This window comes from Agarivorans gilvus (assembly GCF_001420915.1).
In the GTDB taxonomy this organism is placed as follows: Bacteria; Pseudomonadota; Gammaproteobacteria; order Enterobacterales; family Celerinatantimonadaceae; genus Agarivorans; species Agarivorans gilvus.
In genome coordinates this window covers 267050-288080 of sequence record NZ_CP013021.1, presented here as the reverse complement: position 1 = coordinate 288080, position 21031 = coordinate 267050, and the positions used below count along the sequence as shown (strand labels likewise).

General features: G+C 43.7%; 17 protein-coding genes and 1 tRNA gene. 7 read left to right on the top strand and 11 right to left on the bottom strand.

Going from position 1 to position 21031, the window contains the following annotated elements; genetic code table 11:
• Positions 1 to 11 precede the first annotated feature (11 nt).
• The 3 genes from AR383_RS22295 to AR383_RS01340 all read left to right on the top strand — a co-directional run bounded on the left by AR383_RS22295 (position 12) and on the right by AR383_RS01340 (position 2525).
• Positions 12 to 269, top strand: coding sequence for an ABC transporter permease (locus AR383_RS22295; RefSeq protein WP_236758868.1), 258 nt, complete (start codon positions 12 to 14; stop codon positions 267 to 269).
• A 24-nt stretch (positions 270 to 293) separates the two neighbouring features.
• Positions 294 to 1301, top strand: coding sequence for a glycine betaine/L-proline ABC transporter substrate-binding protein ProX (proX, locus tag AR383_RS01345; RefSeq protein WP_055731505.1), 1008 nt, complete (start codon positions 294 to 296; stop codon positions 1299 to 1301).
• A gap of 258 nt (positions 1302 to 1559) precedes the next feature.
• Entirely contained in the window at positions 1560 to 2525 is a 966-nt protein-coding gene (locus AR383_RS01340) for an AraC family transcriptional regulator (RefSeq protein ID WP_055731504.1), read from the top strand.
• On the opposite strand, the gene AR383_RS01335 is transcribed toward AR383_RS01340, so the two are convergent.
• Complete coding sequence (locus AR383_RS01335) at positions 2522 to 3358, bottom strand: NmrA family NAD(P)-binding protein (protein WP_055731503.1); 837 nt, start codon at positions 3356 to 3358, stop codon at positions 2522 to 2524. The genes AR383_RS01340 and AR383_RS01335 overlap by 4 nt on opposite strands.
• Positions 3359 to 3739: 381 nt before the next feature.
• Here AR383_RS01335 and AR383_RS01330 point away from each other — a divergent pair, with 381 nt between their 5' ends.
• Positions 3740 to 5107, top strand: coding sequence for a class II fumarate hydratase (locus tag AR383_RS01330; protein ID WP_055734936.1), 1368 nt, complete (start codon positions 3740 to 3742; stop codon positions 5105 to 5107).
• Positions 5108 to 5219: 112 nt separating this feature from the next.
• On the opposite strand, the gene AR383_RS01325 is transcribed toward AR383_RS01330, so the two are convergent.
• The 6 genes from AR383_RS01325 to AR383_RS01300 all read right to left on the bottom strand — a co-directional run bounded on the left by AR383_RS01325 (position 5220) and on the right by AR383_RS01300 (position 13534).
• On the bottom strand, positions 5220 to 5984 hold the full coding sequence (locus AR383_RS01325; RefSeq protein WP_055731502.1) for a hypothetical protein: 765 nt from the start codon (positions 5982 to 5984) through the stop codon (positions 5220 to 5222).
• Between the two features lie 93 nt (positions 5985 to 6077).
• Complete coding sequence (locus AR383_RS01320) at positions 6078 to 6926, bottom strand: hypothetical protein (protein WP_157051619.1); 849 nt, start codon at positions 6924 to 6926, stop codon at positions 6078 to 6080.
• A gap of 44 nt (positions 6927 to 6970) precedes the next feature.
• A complete protein-coding gene (locus AR383_RS01315) occupies positions 6971 to 8890 on the bottom strand; it encodes a DUF262 domain-containing protein (RefSeq protein ID WP_055731500.1) in 1920 nt (639 codons plus the stop codon).
• Positions 8887 to 10230: a DUF262 domain-containing protein gene (locus AR383_RS01310; protein ID WP_055731499.1), complete on the bottom strand. Its 1344-nt coding sequence runs from the start codon at positions 10228 to 10230 to the stop codon at positions 8887 to 8889. The genes AR383_RS01315 and AR383_RS01310 overlap by 4 nt, the downstream gene beginning before the upstream one ends.
• Positions 10231 to 10232: 2 nt before the next feature.
• The gene (locus tag AR383_RS01305; protein WP_055734935.1) at positions 10233 to 11993 is read right to left on the bottom strand and encodes a restriction endonuclease subunit S; all 1761 of its coding nucleotides are present in this window, start codon (positions 11991 to 11993) and stop codon (positions 10233 to 10235) included.
• Between the two features lie 47 nt (positions 11994 to 12040).
• Positions 12041 to 13534 (bottom strand): N-6 DNA methylase, encoded by a 1494-nt coding sequence (locus AR383_RS01300; RefSeq protein ID WP_055731498.1) that lies wholly within the window; start codon positions 13532 to 13534, stop codon positions 12041 to 12043.
• 352 nt (positions 13535 to 13886) lie between these two features.
• On the opposite strand from AR383_RS01300, the gene AR383_RS01290 reads away from it, so the two are divergent.
• Positions 13887 to 14300, top strand: coding sequence for a hypothetical protein (locus tag AR383_RS01290; RefSeq protein ID WP_055731496.1), 414 nt, complete (start codon positions 13887 to 13889; stop codon positions 14298 to 14300).
• 1 nt (position 14301) lies between these two features.
• Positions 14302 to 14814, top strand: coding sequence for a hypothetical protein (locus AR383_RS01285; protein ID WP_055731495.1), 513 nt, complete (start codon positions 14302 to 14304; stop codon positions 14812 to 14814).
• A gap of 241 nt (positions 14815 to 15055) precedes the next feature.
• Here AR383_RS01285 and hsdR read toward each other — a convergent pair whose 3' ends face one another.
• From hsdR to AR383_RS01265, 4 genes are all read right to left on the bottom strand, one after another.
• Positions 15056 to 17497, bottom strand: coding sequence for an EcoAI/FtnUII family type I restriction enzme subunit R (gene hsdR, locus AR383_RS01280; RefSeq protein ID WP_055731494.1), 2442 nt, complete (start codon positions 17495 to 17497; stop codon positions 15056 to 15058).
• Between the two features lie 130 nt (positions 17498 to 17627).
• On the bottom strand, positions 17628 to 18023 hold the full coding sequence (locus AR383_RS01275; protein WP_055731493.1) for a PDDEXK-like family protein: 396 nt from the start codon (positions 18021 to 18023) through the stop codon (positions 17628 to 17630).
• Positions 18024 to 18589: 566 nt separating this feature from the next.
• Positions 18590 to 18677 (bottom strand) — tRNA-Ser (locus AR383_RS01270).
• 181 nt (positions 18678 to 18858) lie between these two features.
• Positions 18859 to 19824: a glucokinase gene (locus AR383_RS01265; protein WP_055731492.1), complete on the bottom strand. Its 966-nt coding sequence runs from the start codon at positions 19822 to 19824 to the stop codon at positions 18859 to 18861.
• A gap of 328 nt (positions 19825 to 20152) precedes the next feature.
• Here AR383_RS01265 and AR383_RS01260 point away from each other — a divergent pair, with 328 nt between their 5' ends.
• On the top strand, positions 20153 to 21001 hold the full coding sequence (locus AR383_RS01260; RefSeq protein WP_055731491.1) for a MurR/RpiR family transcriptional regulator: 849 nt from the start codon (positions 20153 to 20155) through the stop codon (positions 20999 to 21001).
• The last annotated feature ends 30 nt before the right edge of the window (positions 21002 to 21031 follow it).

Genomic DNA, 21031 nt, shown 5'->3' with positions numbered 1-21031 from the left:
ACCAAACACTGATGTTGTCACTATCAATGGTGGTGATTGCCTCAATGATCGCCGTTGGCGGTTTAGGCCAAATGGTATTACGTGGTATCGGCCGTTTAGACATGGGCATGGCATCAGTTGGGGGCTTAGGCATTGTGATTTTAGCTATTTTGCTCGACCGCCTAACCCAAACCATTGGCGTTGAATCTCGGGACCAAAAAACACGTTGGTATCAGTCTGGTCCTGCCGCCATCCTACATTCTGTTTATAAAAGAGTTAAACCCTCTTAAGTACTGCAACACAAGGAGATATGCATGAACACCACATGGAAAACGTTGCTTACCGCAACCACCATGCTTAGCGCGACACTATCAATGAGTAGTTTTGCCGAGGAGCTGCCCGGTAAAGGAATCACCGTACAGCCAGTACAATCAACTGTAGCGGAAGAAACTTTCCAAACCTTGATAGTAAACAAAGCACTAGAGAAGCTCGGCTACACCGTGAGCCCAACTAAAGAAGTAGACTACAACGTAGGCTATACCTCTATTGCCGAAGGTGACGCCACTTTTCTTGCGGTTCACTGGTTCCCGCTGCACGCCGACAAATACACCAAATCGGGTGGTGATGACAAATTCTTCCGTTCTGGCGAATACATCTCAGGTGCGGCGCAAGGTTACTTGATTGATAAGAAAACCGCTGATCAGTACAACATTACCAATATTGGCCAATTAAAAGATCCTAAGATTGCTAAGTTGTTTGATGCCAATGGCGACGGCAAAGCCGACTTAACCGGCTGTAACCCAGGCTGGGGCTGTGAAGGTGTAATTGAGCATCAGTTAACCGCCTTTGAACTGGAAGACACGGTAACGCACAACCAAGGTAACTACGCGGCGATCATCGCTGATACCATTGCCCGTTACAAAAAAGGTGACTCTATTCTGTATTACACATGGACCCCTTACTGGGTAAGTGGCGTATTGGTTCCCGGTAAAGACGTAGTATGGCTAGAAGTGCCATTTTCTTCGCTGCCTGGCGAGCGCGACGATGTAGACACTACCCTACCTAACGGTAAAAACTACGGCTTCCAGATGAACTCAATGAAGATTGTTGCGAACAAAAAATTCACTGAAGAAAACCCAGCTGCGGCTAAGTTATTCGAAGTGATGAAGCTGAACATCAACGATGTGAGTGCGCAAAACATGATGATGAGCCAAGGTAAGAACAAACCTTCAGATATCGAAGCTCACGTAAACGGCTGGATTAAAGCTAACCAAGCCAAGTTTGATGGCTGGATAGCAGAAGCGAAAAAAGCGGCTAAATAATTAAGCCCAATAACCGTACTCTAAGCCCCAGCTTGCTGGGGCTTTTTTATTACAACCAAGTTACTACTGTCTGCACTCAATACTCTAGCAAAGCCAAAACACCCAACTAGCAAGCCATTAACACCAGACGCTCGGTTAAAAGAATCAACATCACTAAACACCAAGCATTACTTTGAGTCCTAAACGTTGTTAATTAGCGAAAGTTAAGCGATGCTTTAATCACCGTTTGTCGCTAACCATTTACAGGAAATACCAATAGTGGATCACCAGCCAGCCCTTGAATTAAATCAACTACGCCCCAGTGAACAAGCACAAAGTGAAGCCAACTCGCCGCTAGCGCAACTCAAAATGAGCAGTGTGTTTTACACCCATGCCCGTTTAAACCAGCCATGGGGGCTTAAAATACCAGCCATCGCCAATAGCACTATGTTTCACTTAAGTCTACATGGTGAAGCGCTGGTAAAAATTGGGGAACACTGCATAGCCTTACAAGCCGGCGATTTTATCCTATTACCTCACGGCCAAGGCCACGAGATAGTGGATAGCAATAACAGCCCTGCAGCCGATTTATTTGAACAGAATTTACAGAGGATCAGCGAGCATTACGAAATACTCACCATTAGCGGAACAGGCCCCAGCAGTACCACCCTGTGTGGCACGGTGCTATTTGACGGCGAAATCAGTCGCGCCTTGTTTAGCTCGATGCCTGAATACATTTTGATTTCTGGCGATTCACCGGCTTATCCCCTAATCAAGACGATGGTGGACGCAATTCAACAAGAAGCCACCAGCCAAGCGTATGCTGCGAGCCTCATCATCAGTAGGCTGGCAGATGTACTTATCTTGCAAAGTATTCGGGTTTGGATAGCCCAAGTCAGTGAAAACCAACCAGGCTGGCTATTGGCCCATACCGATAAACGCCTCGCTCCCGCCATAGCGCAGATCCACGGCGACCCTGCAGCCCCGCTCAACATAGAGCAGCTCGCCAAACTGGTGGGCATGTCACGCACCAGCTTTATTGACTACTTCAAAAAAATCTTAGGCCAACCACCCAAGCAATACATTCAACATTGGCGTCTATCGCTGGCTAGAGAATTACTACGCCATAGCCAGCGCCAAGTGATAGCAGTAGCGCTTGAGGTAGGTTACCAATCAGAAGCGGCCTTTAGCCGCGCCTACAAAGCCAAATTTGGCGAGCCTCCATCGCAAAGCAGGCAGGCTTAAACACCGGCCGTTTGCCAATGCCCAGTAGCTATTGCCTTCGCCACATAATCGGCAAAGCGTCGCGGCTTGGCTGAAGTGGCTTGCTCTATGCCATCACATAAGTGCGCATTGCGCCCATCAAACACCACGGTAAAGAGCTCTTTCAGCAAATCTTGTAAGTCCTGCGGCACAGCTTGCTGCTGTAATAGCTCAAGATAAGCCTCGATGCTCACCTGGCGATAGCGGATCGGCTTGGCCAATTGACGGCTAATTTCATTCACACAATCAGCAAAACTCAGTAGTTCACTGCCCGTCACCTCAAACAAACGATTGCGTTTGGTTTTATCTAACAAACAGCGCAGCGCCACCTCGGCAATATCATCAGCGTCAACAAAGGGCTCAAGCACCTCACCTGCTGGCAACACCAATTCGCCACTGACTATGCCCTCGGCCATAAAGCTTTCACTAAAATTTTGGGCAAACCAGGCCGCGCGAATCACATTCCAGTCTAAACCGCTATTAATTAGCAAATTTTCTGCTCGCTCGGCGCCAGGTTCTCCACGTCCAGACAGCAATACCAAATGCTCTAGGCCCTGCGCCTTTGCCACCTCAATAAAGGCGGCGATGTCGTCAGCAGCTTGCTCTATGGCTAAGTCGGGTTGATAACTAATATAAGCCGCGGTGGCGCCTTTTAGCGCATTAGCCCAAGTATCCCGCTGGCGCCAGTCAAAGGCAGGCTCGGAAGTTCGTGACACCGCACGTACAGCTGCGCCCTGTTGCTGAAGACGCTGATAAATGCGGGCTCCGGTTTTTGCGGTTTTACCAATAACCACGAAATGAGATGAATGTGTCATGTTGTGCTCCTAGTGAATGTTCGAAGCACCATGATGCCCTGATCACTCAAGCAGCGAATGACTACAAATTCAGCATTATTTGCCAAACGTACAAATTACCAACGCCAACCAACCAAAGCTTGCTAGTGAAAGAGCTGTTTTGCTTGAAAGCTATTTATATGCCGTACCACAACGCTTTGCAGGGGCGTCTTTGGCTGTCACGGCGAGCTTCGCAGCGGTCTTAAGTTACCGCTGGTTTTAAGACACATTGGCATGGGCCATCGGCAAGCTTTTACTAGTTTTGTGGCTAACACCAAAGAGCTGAAGTCACATCTAACTACAGCGCAATTAGGCTTGGCTGCTAAGCTTAATTCACCAGTCATAACTAATTTGGCCAGTAACATGCGAACAGAACACGACAGTATGGGTAAGGTGCAGGTAGCAGACGATGTGTATTATCAAGCGCAAACCCAGCGCGCCTGTAACAACTTTCAGTTTTCCGAGCGCCGTTTCCCAAGCCAAGCAATCCACGCTGTGCTCGATATTAAACAGGCTGCTGCGCAAGCCAACGGCGAGCTAGGTTTAATCGAAGCGGATATCAGCGAAGCGATTCAGCAGGCCGCTAAAGCCAGTAAAAACCTAGATTTTGCCAAACATTTTCCAATAGATCTGTTTCAAACCGGCTCTGGCACCAGCTCTAATATGAATGTAAATGAAGTAGTGGCAAGCCAAGCCAGCGAACTATTGGCCGATAAAGTACACCCTAACGACCATGTAAACCGCTGCCAAAGCAGTAATGATGTAATACCCGCAAGTATCCAAATTAGCAGCCTACGGCAACTAGAAGGTTCTCTCTATCCAGCAATGGACATTCTCAGTTCGCGTCTTAAACAACTAGCCAAGCAGCACACCAATACCCTTAAAACAGGCCGCACTCACCTAATGGATGCCATGCCGATAACGCTTGGCCAAGAACTCAGCGTTTGGCAACAGCAACTGAGCCATGCCCAAGCTCAACTAAAACTCAGCGCCCAAAACCTTTATGCCCTGCCCTTGGGCGGCACTGCGGTGGGTAGCGGAGTCAATTGCCATCCCCGTTTTGCCACACTAGCCTGCCACTACTTACAACAACTAGACCAATTACCTTGGACTCCCGCCGCCCTGCCCGCCTTATATATGAGTAGCCAAGATCACCACCTTGCCCTTGCCTCTGCGCTAAAAGGCCTTGCCGTATGTTTACTCAAAATGGCCAATGACTTACGCTGGATGAACTCCGGCCCCACCGCCGGTTTACAAGAAATTCGTTTAAGCGCATTACAACCGGGCTCTTCGATCATGCCCGGTAAAGTGAATCCGGTGATCCCAGAGGCCGTGGCCATGATTGCCGCCGAGGTGATAGGCAACGAAACCAGCATTTGCATCGCCGCTCAGTCTGGCAACTTTCAACTCAATGTAATGCTGCCACTGATTGCCGAGAAATTACTCTCTAGCATCGAGCTACTAAGCCAAGCCTGCAGTGCCATGAGTGACAAAGTATTTGCCGACTTTCAAGTTAACAGCGAATACTTAAATCAAATATTGGCTAAAAACCCAATACTCGCTACCGCGCTAAACTCGGATATTGGTTACGATTTAGCCGCCAAAATCGCCAAACACGCCGATAAAGAGCAAAAAACTGTATTAGAAATAGCCTTAGAAGAAACCGACTTAGATGAAGCGCAGCTTAAAGCGCTATTAGACCCACTAAAATTGGCCAAACCCCATGCTTAAATAAAGCTTGATTGATTCGAGTCCGATACGGCATGTAAAAGGTACGGCCAATCAGCTATACAAAAGAAAAGACGCCTTTAAAGCGTCTTTGTTAAAGGCAGAAATTTAAGCTTTAAAGCTCAACAATCAGCACCTGTGCTTGCTTCGCAGCATAACGACCGGCAGCTTGTTCATTTGCCTGAGCAGCAATTTGCTTAGCTTCTGGTAGCACTAACCAAAGCACTCGGGGTGTCTCAAACAAAGTGCTTTCTGGAGCGCCAGCCGCGTCTAGCTTTTCAAAATTAACAGACACCGTTAATACCAGCTGTTTAGAAGAAATCGCTCGGCCAAACGCCGATCCTATTTGATGCACCGGATACCAGATACTGCTGGGTTGGTATTTGTTGCCCGCTTTTAAGTACAGTGCATAGCCCATTTGCTGATTGCCGGCTTTGCCTCGCTGGTACACCCGCAAAGGTTGCTGTAGGAAGTAACCACCAGAAAAAGGGAAATACTCCTTCACCCGCTCATCATCCACATAACCACCGCACTCTCTGGTATGGGGTAGCGCATGGCGAAAACGGTATTCAAGGCAACCGTATTCAGTCACCAAACTCACCAAGGCTCGGCTAAAGTCTCTGCCTAATAAATATTCTTGGTAATAAGGGCCGAGTTCACTCACTTCGGGGATCACCCGCCGCATCACATCGGAAAACTGCGCACTGTAGGCTATGCTGCTGAGCTGGCCCTGCTCTATGGCGTACTCAAATGGCCGAATTTGTGCCACCTGATAGTTACCCCACTCGGCATAAACAAACTTAGAGTAACTGCCACTGTTAAGTGCCCAAGCGGGCCAAGACACAACAAATCCAATGAAGATTAACGCCAGCTTTAACATGAAAATTCCTTTTTCTTGGGCAAGATATGAACAAGCTCTGACCCATTATGCATTACACAACTTTTAGCGATACAGGACCGTTTCGCTCCATCCTCAACGCCCCCCAAAATCCCTGAACAATTTACCATAATCGCCAAAACGAGAGTCCATCATGCCTAGCTCATAATACTCAAGCCAACGAGCAATAGCGCTATCAATACCAAACTGCTCGTTTTTTAAAGCACTAGCATAAAAATCTGGGTTAGTTGTTAAATCTTCAGCGTAAAATTTCTTACCATGAATACGGGTTTGCTCTAACTCACTGTCGGGCACACTGTTAAGTGAAATAACTCTGTTAAAAACACTAAGTGGTATACGTTGACCAAATACATAACAGTTTCGCTTCCAAGCTTGAGCAATGCACGCCGCTATATCCGCCCTACATTTCCAATAGCCGTATACCCAAGTTTCACAAAGGTGGTATCGATAAATTGCCTCATCGCCAAACTCACCAATTTGCTCTCTCATCACAATGGCGGCGTCATACTCATCATTAAACTCAGAAGTAGTTAATAGCCAACCATCTATTCTTTGTACATTAGTTGCGCTTAATAGAGAATCTAACCAAACGCCAAACTTCTTTGGATGGTTATAAAAATGTTTTAACTCGTAAAGCTCATCCGAGCCCCCTTCAAGCCATTCCGGTTTAATAGCAAATAACTCAGCTGCAGCATCCAATATTTGGGTATCTAAAGCCTTCAGTAGTTCGTTATTATCTTCCACTTGATGGATAGTAAGGCCATGACCAAAGAAACGAGGTATTTGTGCTCGGGCCACTCCGTGGGCTTGAAAGAGATGGATGAAACGGTCAGCAGTATTTGTCAGCCTAGGTTCAGAATTTCGCCACTTGTTGTATCTATCTCTTAACGAAAAAAGCGCTTCTATATCACCAAATCCAATCATTTCTAATGACCTTATTAGCTAAAAACAAGTTAGGCAGATCTATACTATTTGCGATTACGCAAAACATCTATCATCACTTTCTCATGACGCTCAATATTCCGTCTTCCTTGCTCTTCTGGCCCCCATTCATCATAGCTCAACATGATTGCTTGCTTTAAGCTCTCCGCACGATGGTTCTCTTGATAGAAGGATTTTTTACCGTCGGGATAATAATTACTCAATCGAGAGTTGCTACTCTGTGAGATAAGACATAGGTTACCAAAGCGATGAACGTCTTCACCCATCTTGTCTGCGCCGGATGGATCAGTTTGTGGGAAATAATGTTCAACGGAAGTTCGGCTTTGTGAAAACTGAAATCCATCAAAATGCTTCTTAATCTCGATATTGTCTAGACCTTTCCCATCAAATGATTTGCCTGCAGTGAACTCTCTCCACAAGCGATAATCAAGAAGGTTAAATACAAAGTTCTGGACACCAGTCCCTCTATGGAACACTTCTTCATTTAACTGTCCATCTTCTTTGGAAATATCATCTAAGAAGTCATTACTAAGCTTTTCGAGCGCATTAAGGTATTCATTACCATTAACATGCAATTTGCTATTATCTTTCGCCAATTGTCTCAAGATTGCTAGCGAATGATTAAGCCAACGCTTGTATACGTGCGAAGGGTGAGAGACATGAAACATCGCAAGTATCATTCGTATTTTTTCATTAACACTTGGGTTCTGTTCTGAGCTGAAGGAGCTTGGATAATCCGGACTTAAGCTCGAATCATTACCCCTAGAAGTTAACTTTTGCAAACTCCACTTACGCTCTTCAGCGCTCATATCCGGCTTGATGATATAGCTATCGAACAGTATTCGAAATTTAAGTAGTTCAAAGGCAAATTCCTTTGCGTCAACTTTCAATCTCCCTTCTTTTGATATGAACGCATCGAGCAACTTTTTATCATCTAATGACACAGAGTCTCCCGCCACTATCAACTTAAGGACATGGAGCAAGAAGTTTGAAAAGTCGATGATAGAGCCAAAACGTTGCTCTTTCTCTCGCTCTTCGTCATCGTTGTTTGAATGTGAAGATTTGTTCTCGATGATCTTCCGCAGAGTCATCGCACGTTGGACTTCTTTTTGGTGACCTAACTTACTTTGAATAGCGTTAAAACTTGAAGGTATTGTACGCCAATCATTGCCAAAAACTGCTCTGCGATCCTCCGACTTAAAGCCCATCTGTGCGTAACGCTTCATATCAGAACATGCGTCCCAAATCGCCGAAAAGGCATTTGTCTCTTCACCACTTTCTAACGTTGCCATGAACTTAGCTTTAAGCACCTCATGCTTTTCTAGCTGCTCGCCACGGTTATTCATGATCTCAAAATAATGATTAAGATCCGTTCCTTGAGGCACAATGACTCTTAAGATGGTTACTTGATTAAGCAGATAATTACAAAACGCTTGAGCTTCAAACGCCTTATTCAAACCTTTAATTTTAAAAAAACGCTCGATGATATCGTAAGCAGCGTGGATACTTGGCTCTTCTTTCTTACTATTAGCATCATTAAGATAGATATCTTCTAGTGCTCGGGTAGATTTAGGGCGACTGTCAAAACATAAATTCACCTGCAACTCATTTAATTCACCATCATCAAGTGTTTTTAGATTTTTCAAATATGCCAATAAAATCGAAAGCGTCGTGTGTCTCTGCTGACCATCAATGGTTTCATAAACGGTTTGCTGATTGTTTCCTTTTAATTCGCGTTTATAAACAACCAGACTTCCTAAATAATACTTATCTTGTATATTCCTACTCTCACCGTTACCGGATGCATCATAGATGTCTTGAATCAACTGCTCTATTTCTGAAGCACCCCAAGCATAATTACGTTGATAAATTGGAACTACGTATTGTGTATTGCTGTTAAAAAGATCCTTAACCGATAACGGTGCTACTGGTTTGCTATCGCTCATTTAAAGTTTCCATTCATCATGTTTTCAATCGACTGTCGCACTTGTTCTGCGTTTTTAAAGCGAAGCTCTTGTATTGGTGGTGGCTGAAAAGTTAGAACTTGTTGTGGGTGTATCGCCTTGCTTATCACCTTAAACAGCCCTCGTGTTGATCTGGCGTGATTGTCTACCGATTCCATGCCAATGCGCTGCAAATCAAGACGTAAGAAATATGCCCAGCGATAACAAATCTGTGCTGCTTTATCTAACTCCACATCACCGAACTTATCGTAGTAGTACATCACCGCGCACAGGAAAAGATTCCGCACATAGCTGTCTCCTTTACGGTTGCTACCACTGTACTTAGTGTGCTCCTCTAAAAATGAAGCTAACTTTGCATCCTTATCGATAAACAACTTAGAGTGGATAGTCATATAGTGCTGAATGTACTCAAAGAACCGCTTCCCGTTGATCATCACTTGGTCAACTTGGAATGGATAGCCCTTAGTTTGCTTGTCCCATTTTCGCGCAGGATCAGCATTAAAGGTTTCTATCGCGTAATCAAGCGCAAGCATTGCATCGACATAAGCATACTGAGTGCTATCTAGGTTGATGCCTTTGAATACATCAATGTTATGGCGACTGAACTGGATGCCATAGTCGCAGTCAATCCAGCGGCGCATACGGAACAAGAACTCACCCATGATGGTGTGCAAGTTTGCTGACTCATCATCAGGGTTAACGCCCTGCTCCCACAAGCTTACATGGTGCAGACGCTCGGTTTGCTCTGTTGAGTCCATCATTTCACGTAGGTGGTAAGCCTTTAGTAGATCATGAGGGGCAAGCGCTTTACCACGAGCATTTTGCGAATCGAAGAACTGGAACGCTTCGCTCAGGTCATCCAGCGTGACTTGGATAAGCTCGCACTTGTTAAGAATAAAATTGAGTAATTCCTGCTTTTCTACAGGAGACAGACCCGCCACTCGTTCAGAGATAATTTGTGCGTTATTCTTGAGGTTTTCGATACTAACTGATGATCCAAATTCATGCTCAAGAAGAGTCGATGAAATGCTTTTTTCTTCCCCATCAAGAATGGTGCAAAGTAGCGTTAAGGTAAGAAGACGCTGCTGACCATCTACGATATTAAGAGCACTCTTTATTTCCTCACTTTCTAACTCTTTGCCTTGATGCAGTACCACAGTACCAAGCCGATAACATGGCTTAGTGCGGTGGTTAAAAATGTCATCAATCAGTTGATTGACGTGCTTAGGCTGCCATTTGTATGGGCGTTGGTACTCAGGAATTGTGAGTTTTTTCTCCAACAACTGTACAATGGTTTGAGGCTGATTAAAGACAATTCCCATTGTTACACAGCCTGTTCGACGATAGTGTTAGTAAGTTCAAGCTGCATTTCTTGACTGCCACGAAAGCGTTGTCTAAGTTGATCGCAGATTGCAAACAGCTCATGGACTTTTCTAACGATATTTAGTTGCTCATTTTTTGGCGGCACCGCTACAAATAAATCTGTGACATCACTCATTTTTAGATTTGGCTGTAATCCAGAGCCACCAAATCTTTGCTTATAGTGCGAAAGAACTACAGGCGACTGCAAGAACAAAAAAGTAAACCCAGTTGCATCAAGTGTCCTGATTGCTGCAACACGCTGATTAAGCAGGGACTTATTATAGTTTGAGGGACAAATACTTACTTTTAATCCCGAGGAGATATAAGGTCTAGTCAGTGCTAGTATTAAGTCCCCCTCTAAAACTTGATATTGAGAATATGCTTCTGAAAATTCAAATGGTAAAAAGTCGTTAGTCTCGATAAAGCTGTAAACTCCAGCATTGGTAATCTTGATGACTTTAGTGCCTGCCTCATTGTTAAAATCCGCACTTTTGAATGCGTTACCAGCAAACACATATGAGTAATTACCCAATCGTTCCCATTCCCACCCACTCGGCAGTTCAAACGGCTTTTCATCTTCCGTAATTGGCGGTAGCGTTTTCTGTTTTGCGATTTTCTTCTCTTTAATTAGCTGCGCTTTTTCTTTTGCAATACTCTCAAGCAGTTTTGCAGCAGGTTCATCATTTGAATTTTGTGGTACAAGCTTACCCATTACCGCCAGTTGTAGGATGGTTTGTTTTAGCTGGTCGATACTTTCTTCTGTGGTAAACAACATATCGAAGTGCTCTGCAATCATTTGCCAGTTTTGCATTAACTCGGCAGCATCGGCAGAGTTGGTTAGTGTGTCTAACAGGGTTGTTACCAGCACTTGATGCGCTTCAATACTGGCTTCGGTTTGTTGCTCTAGTTGGTCGCAGAGAGTCATTAGTTCATCAACTTTGGCGACGATGCGGTGTTGTTCTTCAGTTGGTGGGACAGGAATAAGACCAGAAAAGAACTGCTTATCGTTAATTGCTGGATAAGCAACACCAGTTTGAACACGTTCAACATACTCGATGAAGCTTGGAGATCTTAGATATCTATACAAGTATGAGCTTGAAACCCCATTAAGCGGATGAATAATCGCAAATGCGGTACTTGCAATCGGTTCAGGGGAAAACTCTCTATCGATCACCGCAATATTTAGCAAGTAAGGTCGAACAGTTGAATAAATAACAGTTCCTTTTTTAACTAACTTTCGAGCCCGAGAGGGTGCATCTGAAGCCTCTAGCACATTAGGTTCTTCAATAAATCCCAGTTCCTTATTGATGGCACTAACATCTACATAAGTGAACATCTGATCAGGCTTCTTCTGACCAAGATCATGACCTAACTCTTCTATTCTCGCCCACTCCCAACCAACAGGAATATCAAAAGGCACAGTGTTGAGATCAATGGAGTCATACTTCCTTGGTTTCTTAATCTTCTTTTCTTTAACCAACTGCACTTTTTCAGCCGCAATTCGCTCAAGCAGCACAGAAGCAGGCTCATCATTTGGATCTTGTGGCACTAACTTACCGCGTACTGCTAAATCCAGAATTAACTCACGCAGTTTCTTAACGCCATACAGCTCTAGCTTTTTGCTGCTGCCACGCCCTGTTGTGGACTTGGTTTTAACGGTTGAAGTCCAAATGTCAATTTGGTCGATAATTGCTCCTGCATTATCGACATTCACGCCATCCATGGCGCTTTCGGTAATCAACTGATTCATAAGTGCTTGGTCTACGCTCATTACTCAGCACCGCCTACAGATGACTTCAGTGCGTTTTCAAGGATACCTTTCAGTTTGTTACGTAGCTCGGCAATTTCTTGTTGCTGCTGCTGATAGTTCGCCAGTAACTCTTCAGGATCATGGCTGACTACTTCGTCCTGATACGGGTTTTTAATATCAAGGTTGAAGTTGCGTTCAATAACTTCTTCAATCGAGACTTTCCAAGCATGCTCGTTTTCTACGCGACTAGCAAAACCGTCTTCCTCGTTACCCCACCAATCGATCTCTTGTTGGAATTCTTCAAACTTCATCGGTTTGGTTTTGCTGTAGTTCTTCACGCCTTCTGGGTAAGGGTGCTCATAGAACCACACTTCTTTGGTCGGTTGGCCTTTGGTGAAAAATAGAATGTTGGTCTTAATGCCCGTGTATGGGTTGAATACGCCATTAGGTAAGCGAACGATGGTGTGCAGGTTACACTCCTCACACAGCATCTTTTTGATTTTGGTTTTAACGCCTTCACCAAACAACGTACCATCTGGCAGTACAACACCCGCTCGTCCGCCGCTCTTGGTATCAGAGCCTTCATCTAACACTTCGATAATCAGTTGTAAGAACAGGTCAGCGGTTTCGCGCGTTTGCAGATCGCTTGGGAAGTTTTTCTCGATGCCATCTTCTTCAGTACCACCAAACGGAGGGTTGGTGGCAATCACGTTAATGTTGCTGTCCCAGCTTGAAAGTGGCTTGTTTAGCGTATTGCCGTGTTTAATTTGTACTGGTACTTCAATGCCATGCAGCATCATGTTGGTGATACACAGTAAGTGTGGGAGCTGCTTCTTCTCTACGCCGTGGATCTGCTTTTGCAGTATCTGGTGGTCAACCGCCGTCTTCACATAGTTGTGTTTTACGTGATCGAATGAACAAGCAAGGAAACCACCCGTACCCGTTGCAGGGTCCATAATGGATTCGCCAAGTTTTGGATCTAGGCGGTCAACGATAAAGCGAGTAACAGCACGAGGAGTGTAGAACTCACCTGCGTTCCCTGCACTCTGTAGGTCTTTAAGAATTTGCTCGTAGATATCACCAAACAGGTGGCGTTCGTTAGAATCGGTAAAGTCAATCTCGTTAAGCTTATTGATCACTTGGCGCAGCAACGTGCCATTTTTCATATAGTTGAACGCGTCACTAAACGCTTCTTTTACCACGAAACCACGAGGGTTCTTATCAATTGGTGCTGTGTAGTTTTTCAGTGTTGGGAACAAGTCATCATTGACGAATTCAAGCAGCTCATCGCCAGTCATGCCTTCAGTATCTGCCGCCCAATTACGCCATAAGTACTGCTCTGGGATTGGTTCTCGGTAATCATCCAACTCAAGCTCTAACTCTTCTTCTTGAGCGTCAAACACTTTAAGAAATAACAGCCAAGACATTTGGCCAAGACGCTGCGCATCACCATCAACACCCGCATCTTTACGCATGATATCTTGGATGGATTTAATAACAGAACTGATAGACATATTGAACACTTTTTATACGCTTGAAATTGTTAGCAATTATACCAGTAAATGCCTCATAAAAATGCGCTAAAGCAGGGAAATACTAACAAGCAGCTACAGCCCGATTCAACATCAGAAGAAATGCTAAACCTCTACCTAAAAATCATTACTGACCATCCTAGATATAAACTAGGAACTATCCTCCCTAAATTCGGAGAGCATAACTATTACGTGATGAACATGGTGAAGCCATGAGGTATTTCGCTGGCTTTAGATGAAGATTAAACACAAAGCAAATCCCACTATTGATTCAATTGACAGTAATAGTGGATAGCAATATAGTCATCATTAAATTTCTGATGATGGAATATTAATGAGCTATAAAACCTGCCCAGTGATAATTGATGTTAAGTTTGACGATGCTAGCCGCCAAGCTATTGATGATATAGCCCATATAATTAAAGTGAAAAAGATTGGCTGGGTAGTGACTCTGGTCGGTCAATTGGGCCTTATCTTTGCCGGAGGAGCAGTAAGAACATCGGCTCCTGGTAACATTGTTGAAAATAGCAACATGTTTAAGGTTATTGCTGCTGACTCTAACCAAGTTTCATGGAGCATATACCAAAGCAACTGGGAGTATTTTTTCAAAAGCTTCTCAGCATTAGATCAACATGCTAACAGCCAAATTGAAAAAATTGCTATGGTGCAGCATTTAAGAACGGCAGCTAGCCCAAAAGAAAGAAGTTTTTGGGCCGCAATTTACAACGGATGTAAGGTAAATAAGTAAAATGAAAAAATCTATTCTGGTGTTCGGTGTTCTATTTGCGTTCAATGCCAATGCGAATACTTCTAGTGAAGTAATTGATTTTGGGAAAGACCTACTACAGACAAGATACCAAGCGTTCGCTGAAAAAATGAACCACTGTGATGAGCAAGCAAAAAATACCGATGTATCAGACGAAACACTCGCTCAACTACGAAGCATCCCCCCTGAAGCAGCATTATCTTTAGCGATACTAAATTATAGGGCCTTACAACAGTGCGCATTGTATGAGTACACCGAAGCACTAAGAACCCTAGTATCTTTAGAGAACACTGAAGCATTTTCCCCCAGCGCCGAAGAAACTGAAAATTTAAAAAGAATGAGATCCTTACTTGTTGCTGACATGAGTTTATATATTGAGAAAGAGTACTCAGATATGTCACCAGAGTTAAAGGATAAGCTAGAAAGTATCGCTGAGCTAAAACGCCCCTTCAACGTAGGCAACACAATAAAATCGGCCTGGCCAGACTCTTTCTAAAATAATTTGTGCACGCGCTTACGAGGCGCGAGTAACTTTCAAAATCAATGTCTACATTTCCTGCAGAAAACTACAAGGCGAGCAACCTTCAAACATGAAACGTAGCTCGCCAAACTTTTTGCAAGGCTAACTTAGTGATGAAGCTGCGCCCTGGGTACTTTTGCAATACGCCAAAAATGAACAATAGTTGTTAGGTATATCTGCAATAGTGAAATTAAATTTGCCTTGGAGCAACCACAAGTCATGCCGACTGGTAAATCGCAGACTCAAGATCTTGTATAGCTTCAAGGTATTCATTTTTACCTCCGAAACCCTTCTTAACGATTTCGCTTAAGCTGCCAATGTCACTAAAAGGGTGAACTTTAAGCACTTGCATATTCTCAATTTCTTGCACGCCAGTATCGGCATATTTGTCCAATAAATTATTTAATACTGCTTGTGCTGTCACACCATATTTAGTGAAATAGTTACGCTTCTTCACGTTTTCTGCTCGTTCTTTGCGAGTTAACGCTGGCTGGTCATAGACCACATGACAAATCATATCGAATGGGTCCATATCTTTACCCACTTCATCTTCAAGCGCATCCCATAAAACACCAGCCTCAGCGAGTTCATCGATAATTGCTTGTTTGCGCTCTGAATCATTCCAACGCTTAATAAATTCATCAAGAGAGGAGAACTGCTTCACTGTAGTTTTACGGGTATAGTCTTTAAATGACTCTGTCACTAGCTTGCCGTCAGAGTCATAATACTGAATGCGCTCAGCAAGCGCTTTTACCGAGACACCGTTAACATAGTATTTTCTAACTTTGTTCTCATCATCCCAGTCATCACTACCAGTTGAACCAGTGTCTGAACTATTGTTGCTGTAACTATGCTCTGGCTCTTGTATCGAACCAAGATCGATATTCTCATCACCGAACGGGCTATCTAATCCGTGATCATCAACGCCAGCCACAATATCGTTTAACACTTCTTCGTCTTCAAAATCTTCTGGCGTTGTCACTTTTACCCGTTCAGGTGTGCCATCAAAACGCTCGTCAGCAAATAGCTCTGTCGCTTTTTTGAAATCAAGAATGGTAAACCAGAGCTTACCGTAGCGATCATCGATACGAGTTCCACGACCAATTATCTGTTTAAATTTTGTCATAGATTGGATGCTTTGATCGAGTACCACCAACTTACAAGTCTTTGCATCAACACCTGTGGTCATTAACTCGGAGGTTGTTGCGATCACTGGGTATTTCTTTTTGGGGTTGATGAAGTTGTCAAGCTGAGCTTTACCGATTTCATCATCACCCGTAATTTTCATTACGTACTTGTCATTTTTCTGCACTTGCTCAGGATTAAGGTTAACCAAAGCACGGCGCATACGCTCGGCGTGATCGATGTCATTACAGAACACGATAGTTTTCGCCATTGGATCGGTACGCTTGAGATAATTGGTAATAGTTTGGGCAACTAACTCAGTACGTTCATCGATGACCATAGTGCGATCGAAATCTTTCTGGTTATAGATTCGGTCTTCAATCACTTCACCGTGTTTGTCAATCTGGCCTTTGGTAGGCCGCCAGCCTTGCAAGTCAACATCGATATCAACACGAACCACTTTGTAAGGAGCCAAGAAGCCATCCTCAATACCCTCCTTCAATGAGTAGGTGTAAACAGGGTCACCAAAGTACTCTATATTTGAAACTTCATCCGTTTCTTTTGGGGTTGCCGTTAGGCCAACTTGAGTTGCAGAGTTGAAATACTCGAGAATTTCTCGCCATGCGCTGTCTTCAGAAGCACTGCCACGGTGGCACTCGTCAATGATGATCAAGTCAAAAAAGTCAGGGTCAACTTGCTTATAGGCTTTTTGTGCTTCTTCTGGGCCTGTTAGCGCCTGATATAGTGCGAGATGAACTTCGTAAGCAGGATCTACTGTACGACCTGTGATTTTGGTCATTGCTGAGCCAAAGGGCTGGAAATCATTAGTTTTAGTTTGGTCAACGAGGATGTTACGGTCGGCTAAAAACAGGATTCGCTTCTTAGCCTTAGCTTTCCATAATCGCCAAATAATCTGGAAGGCCGTATAAGTTTTACCAGTACCTGTCGCCATAACCAATAAGATTCGATTTTGACCTGCCGCTACAGCTTCAACCGTTTTGTTAATAGCTTGAAGTTGATAATAACGAGGTGACTTACCACTACCATCATCGTAATAGTCTTGTGTAATGATTGGTAAGTGTTCTTCTTTGTAGCCTTTCCAAACACAGTATTTATGCCAAAGTTCTTCAGGGGACGGGAAATCCTCTAGGCGGATTTCTGATTCTAGTTGAGTGGGATTGGTTAAATCTCTGAAGATAAAGCCATCACCATTCGAAGCAAATACGAATGGTACTTCTAACAACTCGGCATACTCCATACCTTGCTGCATACCTTTACCTACTTCATGCTTATTGGCTTTTGCTTCTACGACAGCAAGTGGCATGCTTGGTTTATGATAGAGGACAATATCGGCGGATTTTACCTTTTTACGAGCGGCTGCTTGGCCTCGAACAATCACCTTCCCATCACGCAGTTTCACCTCTTGGCGAATTTGCAACATGTCATCCCAACCAGCTTTGTTAATAGCAGGCAAAATAAACTTGGTGATGATATCTGTTTCACTTAGCTTTAATTTGTTAAATGTGCTGGCCATACACTACCTAATGACTAAACGCTTGCCAGTAATATAACTGATAAATATAGCAAAACCGAGATTTACCTTAACTTTACTCTAATACAGCAGGGCTATTTATCGTAAGCTCTTCTAATACATATCTGAGGTATTAAAGCCTATTAAACGCTTTTATAAATGGTTTCGCATCTTGATGAAAACGTATATGACCAGGAGCATTTAACCTTCTTCTCGATTCCTTAAAAGCTGGCATAATGTAGCCCCAATGTGATGTTCTTGAGAAATAAACAACAAAATCTACCGGAGCGTCCCCCCACTTGTTTTCAACCCACGTTGTTTCTTCGGACGTTTCAAGAGACTTCACTTGTATTCGGTAAAAGGAATATCCATCAGAAATAACAACATCTGTTTTCAAACCGTGATCAATCATCGGCAAAAGTACTTCCCAACCGTCTTGAAGTAACCAAGTAGCTGTTTGAGATTCATAAGACAAACTCTTCGAATGACGAATAGTTTCAGTTGCAGGCGTGCAAAATTTAGTTGGCATAACGGTATCCAATATAAAATTGATGCCGTATTCAGTTAAGGCTTTCTGAGTACGGACAGGGCCGCGTTACCGCTGCTTCCCCAATTTATATCACTGTACCGCCTCATGACAGGTATCGAGCAGTATAGGCGGCCTTGCCCTGACGTATCCAGCATTGGACTCGGTCATTAAACTGCTGTCAGGTCGTTATCGACCGTGATGAAATGAGTCTCAAATTTAGCTAAAAGACAATTAAAAAGCAAACAACTAGCTAACCTAAGCTTCTCCTTTATATCCTCAACTAAAAAAATGCTGGTTTTATCATGATTACTGATGTACCTAGCTCATGCCCATATTGGGCATTTTCACCGCTGCATTAAGCACTTCCAAGATACCGTAAATTGAAAGCCTAAGTAACAATATTTGCACGCACAAAAGTATTACTAGCATCGATAGACATAAACAAGTATGGCTTACATATGTGGATGTTAAGAAACACCATTGGTGTGTTTATAGATTATAACCTGCTGTTTTAACTAAAATTAAAAACAAAAAAAGACGTCCTTGGACGTCTTAATTCTTGAAAATGGCGGTGAGGGAGGGATTCGAACCCTCGATACCTTGCGGTATACACACTTTCCAGGCGTGCTCCTTCGGCCACTCGGACACCTCACCGTGATTGAACTTATTGCGCATGGCAATAATGTGGCGCTAGATTACGGATCCCGATAGTTTCGGTCAATAACTTTTTATCGAAAAGCGGGCAAGTGCTGAGTTCTTATACAATTTTTCGTTAAACAATAAAAAAGGAAGCCGTAGCCTCCTTCTTAGATCCAATTCTTGTTAAAGCTTAAATTTAAATACGGTAGCCATTGCTTTGGCGTAAGTAAGCAGCAGCACCTTGTAAGCCCGGTTGTTCTTCGGTAATAACATAAACTGGCACTTTAGCCACAAAGTCTACAAAACGGCCTTTAGCTTCAAAACGCTTACGGAAGTCGCTGTTTTTGAAGAAGTCCATAAAGCGCGTGATAATACCACCAGCTATGTATACCCCACCAAAGGTAGACATATTTAGCGCAAGGTTACCACCAAATGAGCCTAGCGCTCGGCAGAATACTTCCATTGCTTCAACACATACTGGGCAACTTCCGTCTAGGCCACGAGTCGTTACATCAGCGGGTTGAAGGTCTTCAGCCACTTTACCGTGCATGTCCATTAAACCTTGGTAGATATTCACAAGACCTGGGCCAGACAATAAACGTTCTGCCGATACATGACCGTAGCGTTTTTGTAAGAAGGCCAATACATGCGCTTCTTTTTCATCGTTTGAGGCAAACTCGACGTGACCACCCTCACCTGGAATACACACATATTCACTGTCGTGGTGAATCAAGTGAGCCACGCCTAGGCCAGTGCCTGGGCCATATACGGCAATCGGTTCACCGGTTTTGGCAGGTTCGCCGCCAATTTGAATTTTTTGCTCGTCAGTTAAAGTAGGAATAGACATAGCAATACCAGTGTAATCGTTAATCACATGGAAATTATCGAAACCCAACTGCTCTTGTACCTGCTTCTTAGAAAACGCCCAACTGTGGTTGGTCATAGCAATCCAGTCTTTATCAGTAGGACAAGCAATAGCGACACAAGCTTGGGTGACAGTTTCATTCTGCTTCTCGAGGTAAAGAGCAATAACATCGGCAATACTGGGATAGTCCGCACACAAGTATTTTTGTAATCGCCCAATTTCACCCGTTTTCAAATCGACCAACGCTAAACGAATATTTGTACCACCTACATCGGCAATTAAACCAAAACCGGACATTTTGTTTTCCTTCATACCTAGTTCAAAAAAAAGAAAAATATTATTACGCATCCTAACAAACTGACATTAAGATAGCTCTAGTATTGTTAAGTCGACAAATTTTACCGCTTTTGTACTAGAATTTCGTTAGTAAATTACCAAACAGCCTCGTATTTTCAAATATTTTAGACCTAGCTCAAACTATAAAATGCCGCACTGGTCTATTATCACGGACTATTAAGCTTGTTTTAAGTCACGGTCTATGTAATTGTATGATTTTTTCTCCTGTTGAAAAAATATTACATTTGACAACCTAAACATAACAAATGCGCTAACTTTAACGGATATTATGAATACGCTTGAGAAAATAACTAAAAATCTAGAAAACTTCAGCAAATCAGAAAGAAAGGTCGCAGAAGTGATCATTGCTTCCCCACAAACAGCAATTCACTCTAGCATCGCCGCGTTAGCGAAATTAGCCGACGTAAGCGAACCTACCGTTAACCGTTTTTGTCGTCGTTTAGACACCAAAGGGTTTCCTGATTTTAAATTGCACTTAGCGCAAAGCTTGGCCAACGGTACGCCTTATGTGAACCGCCACGTCGACGAAGAAGACGGCCCAGAGGCTTACACTTCAAAGATTTTTGAGTCTTCAATGGCCAGCCTTGAAGCTGCCAAAAACAGTCTAGACCCTAACGCGGTAAATCGCGCGGTGGACTTACTTACTCAAGCTAAAAAGATCTCCTTTTTCGGCCTAGGTGCTTCAGCTTCAGTTGCCCAAGATGCGCTCAACAAATTTTTCCGCTTTAACGTGCCAGTCAGTTATTTTGATGACGTGGTAATGATGCGCATGAGCTGCATTGTGGCCACCGAAGAAGATGTGATTATTTTAATCTCACACACCGGTCGCACTAAAGCGATGATCGATATCGCCATTCTTGCCCAGCAAAATGATTCCACCGTTATCGGTATCACCAGCAAAGACTCTCCGCTAGCTAAAGAGTGTAACTTAGTCTTGTCGATGGATGTGCCAGAAGATACTGACGTTTATATGCCAATGGCTTCACGAATTGCCCAAATGGCCTTAATCGATGTATTAGCTACTGGCTTTACCCTGCGCCGCGGCGAGAAGTTCCGCGAAAACCTACGTAAGGTAAAACAAAGTCTTAAAGATTCGCGCACCGACAAAGCGCTATAACCAAATCAAGGCCAGTATTAATGCTGGCCT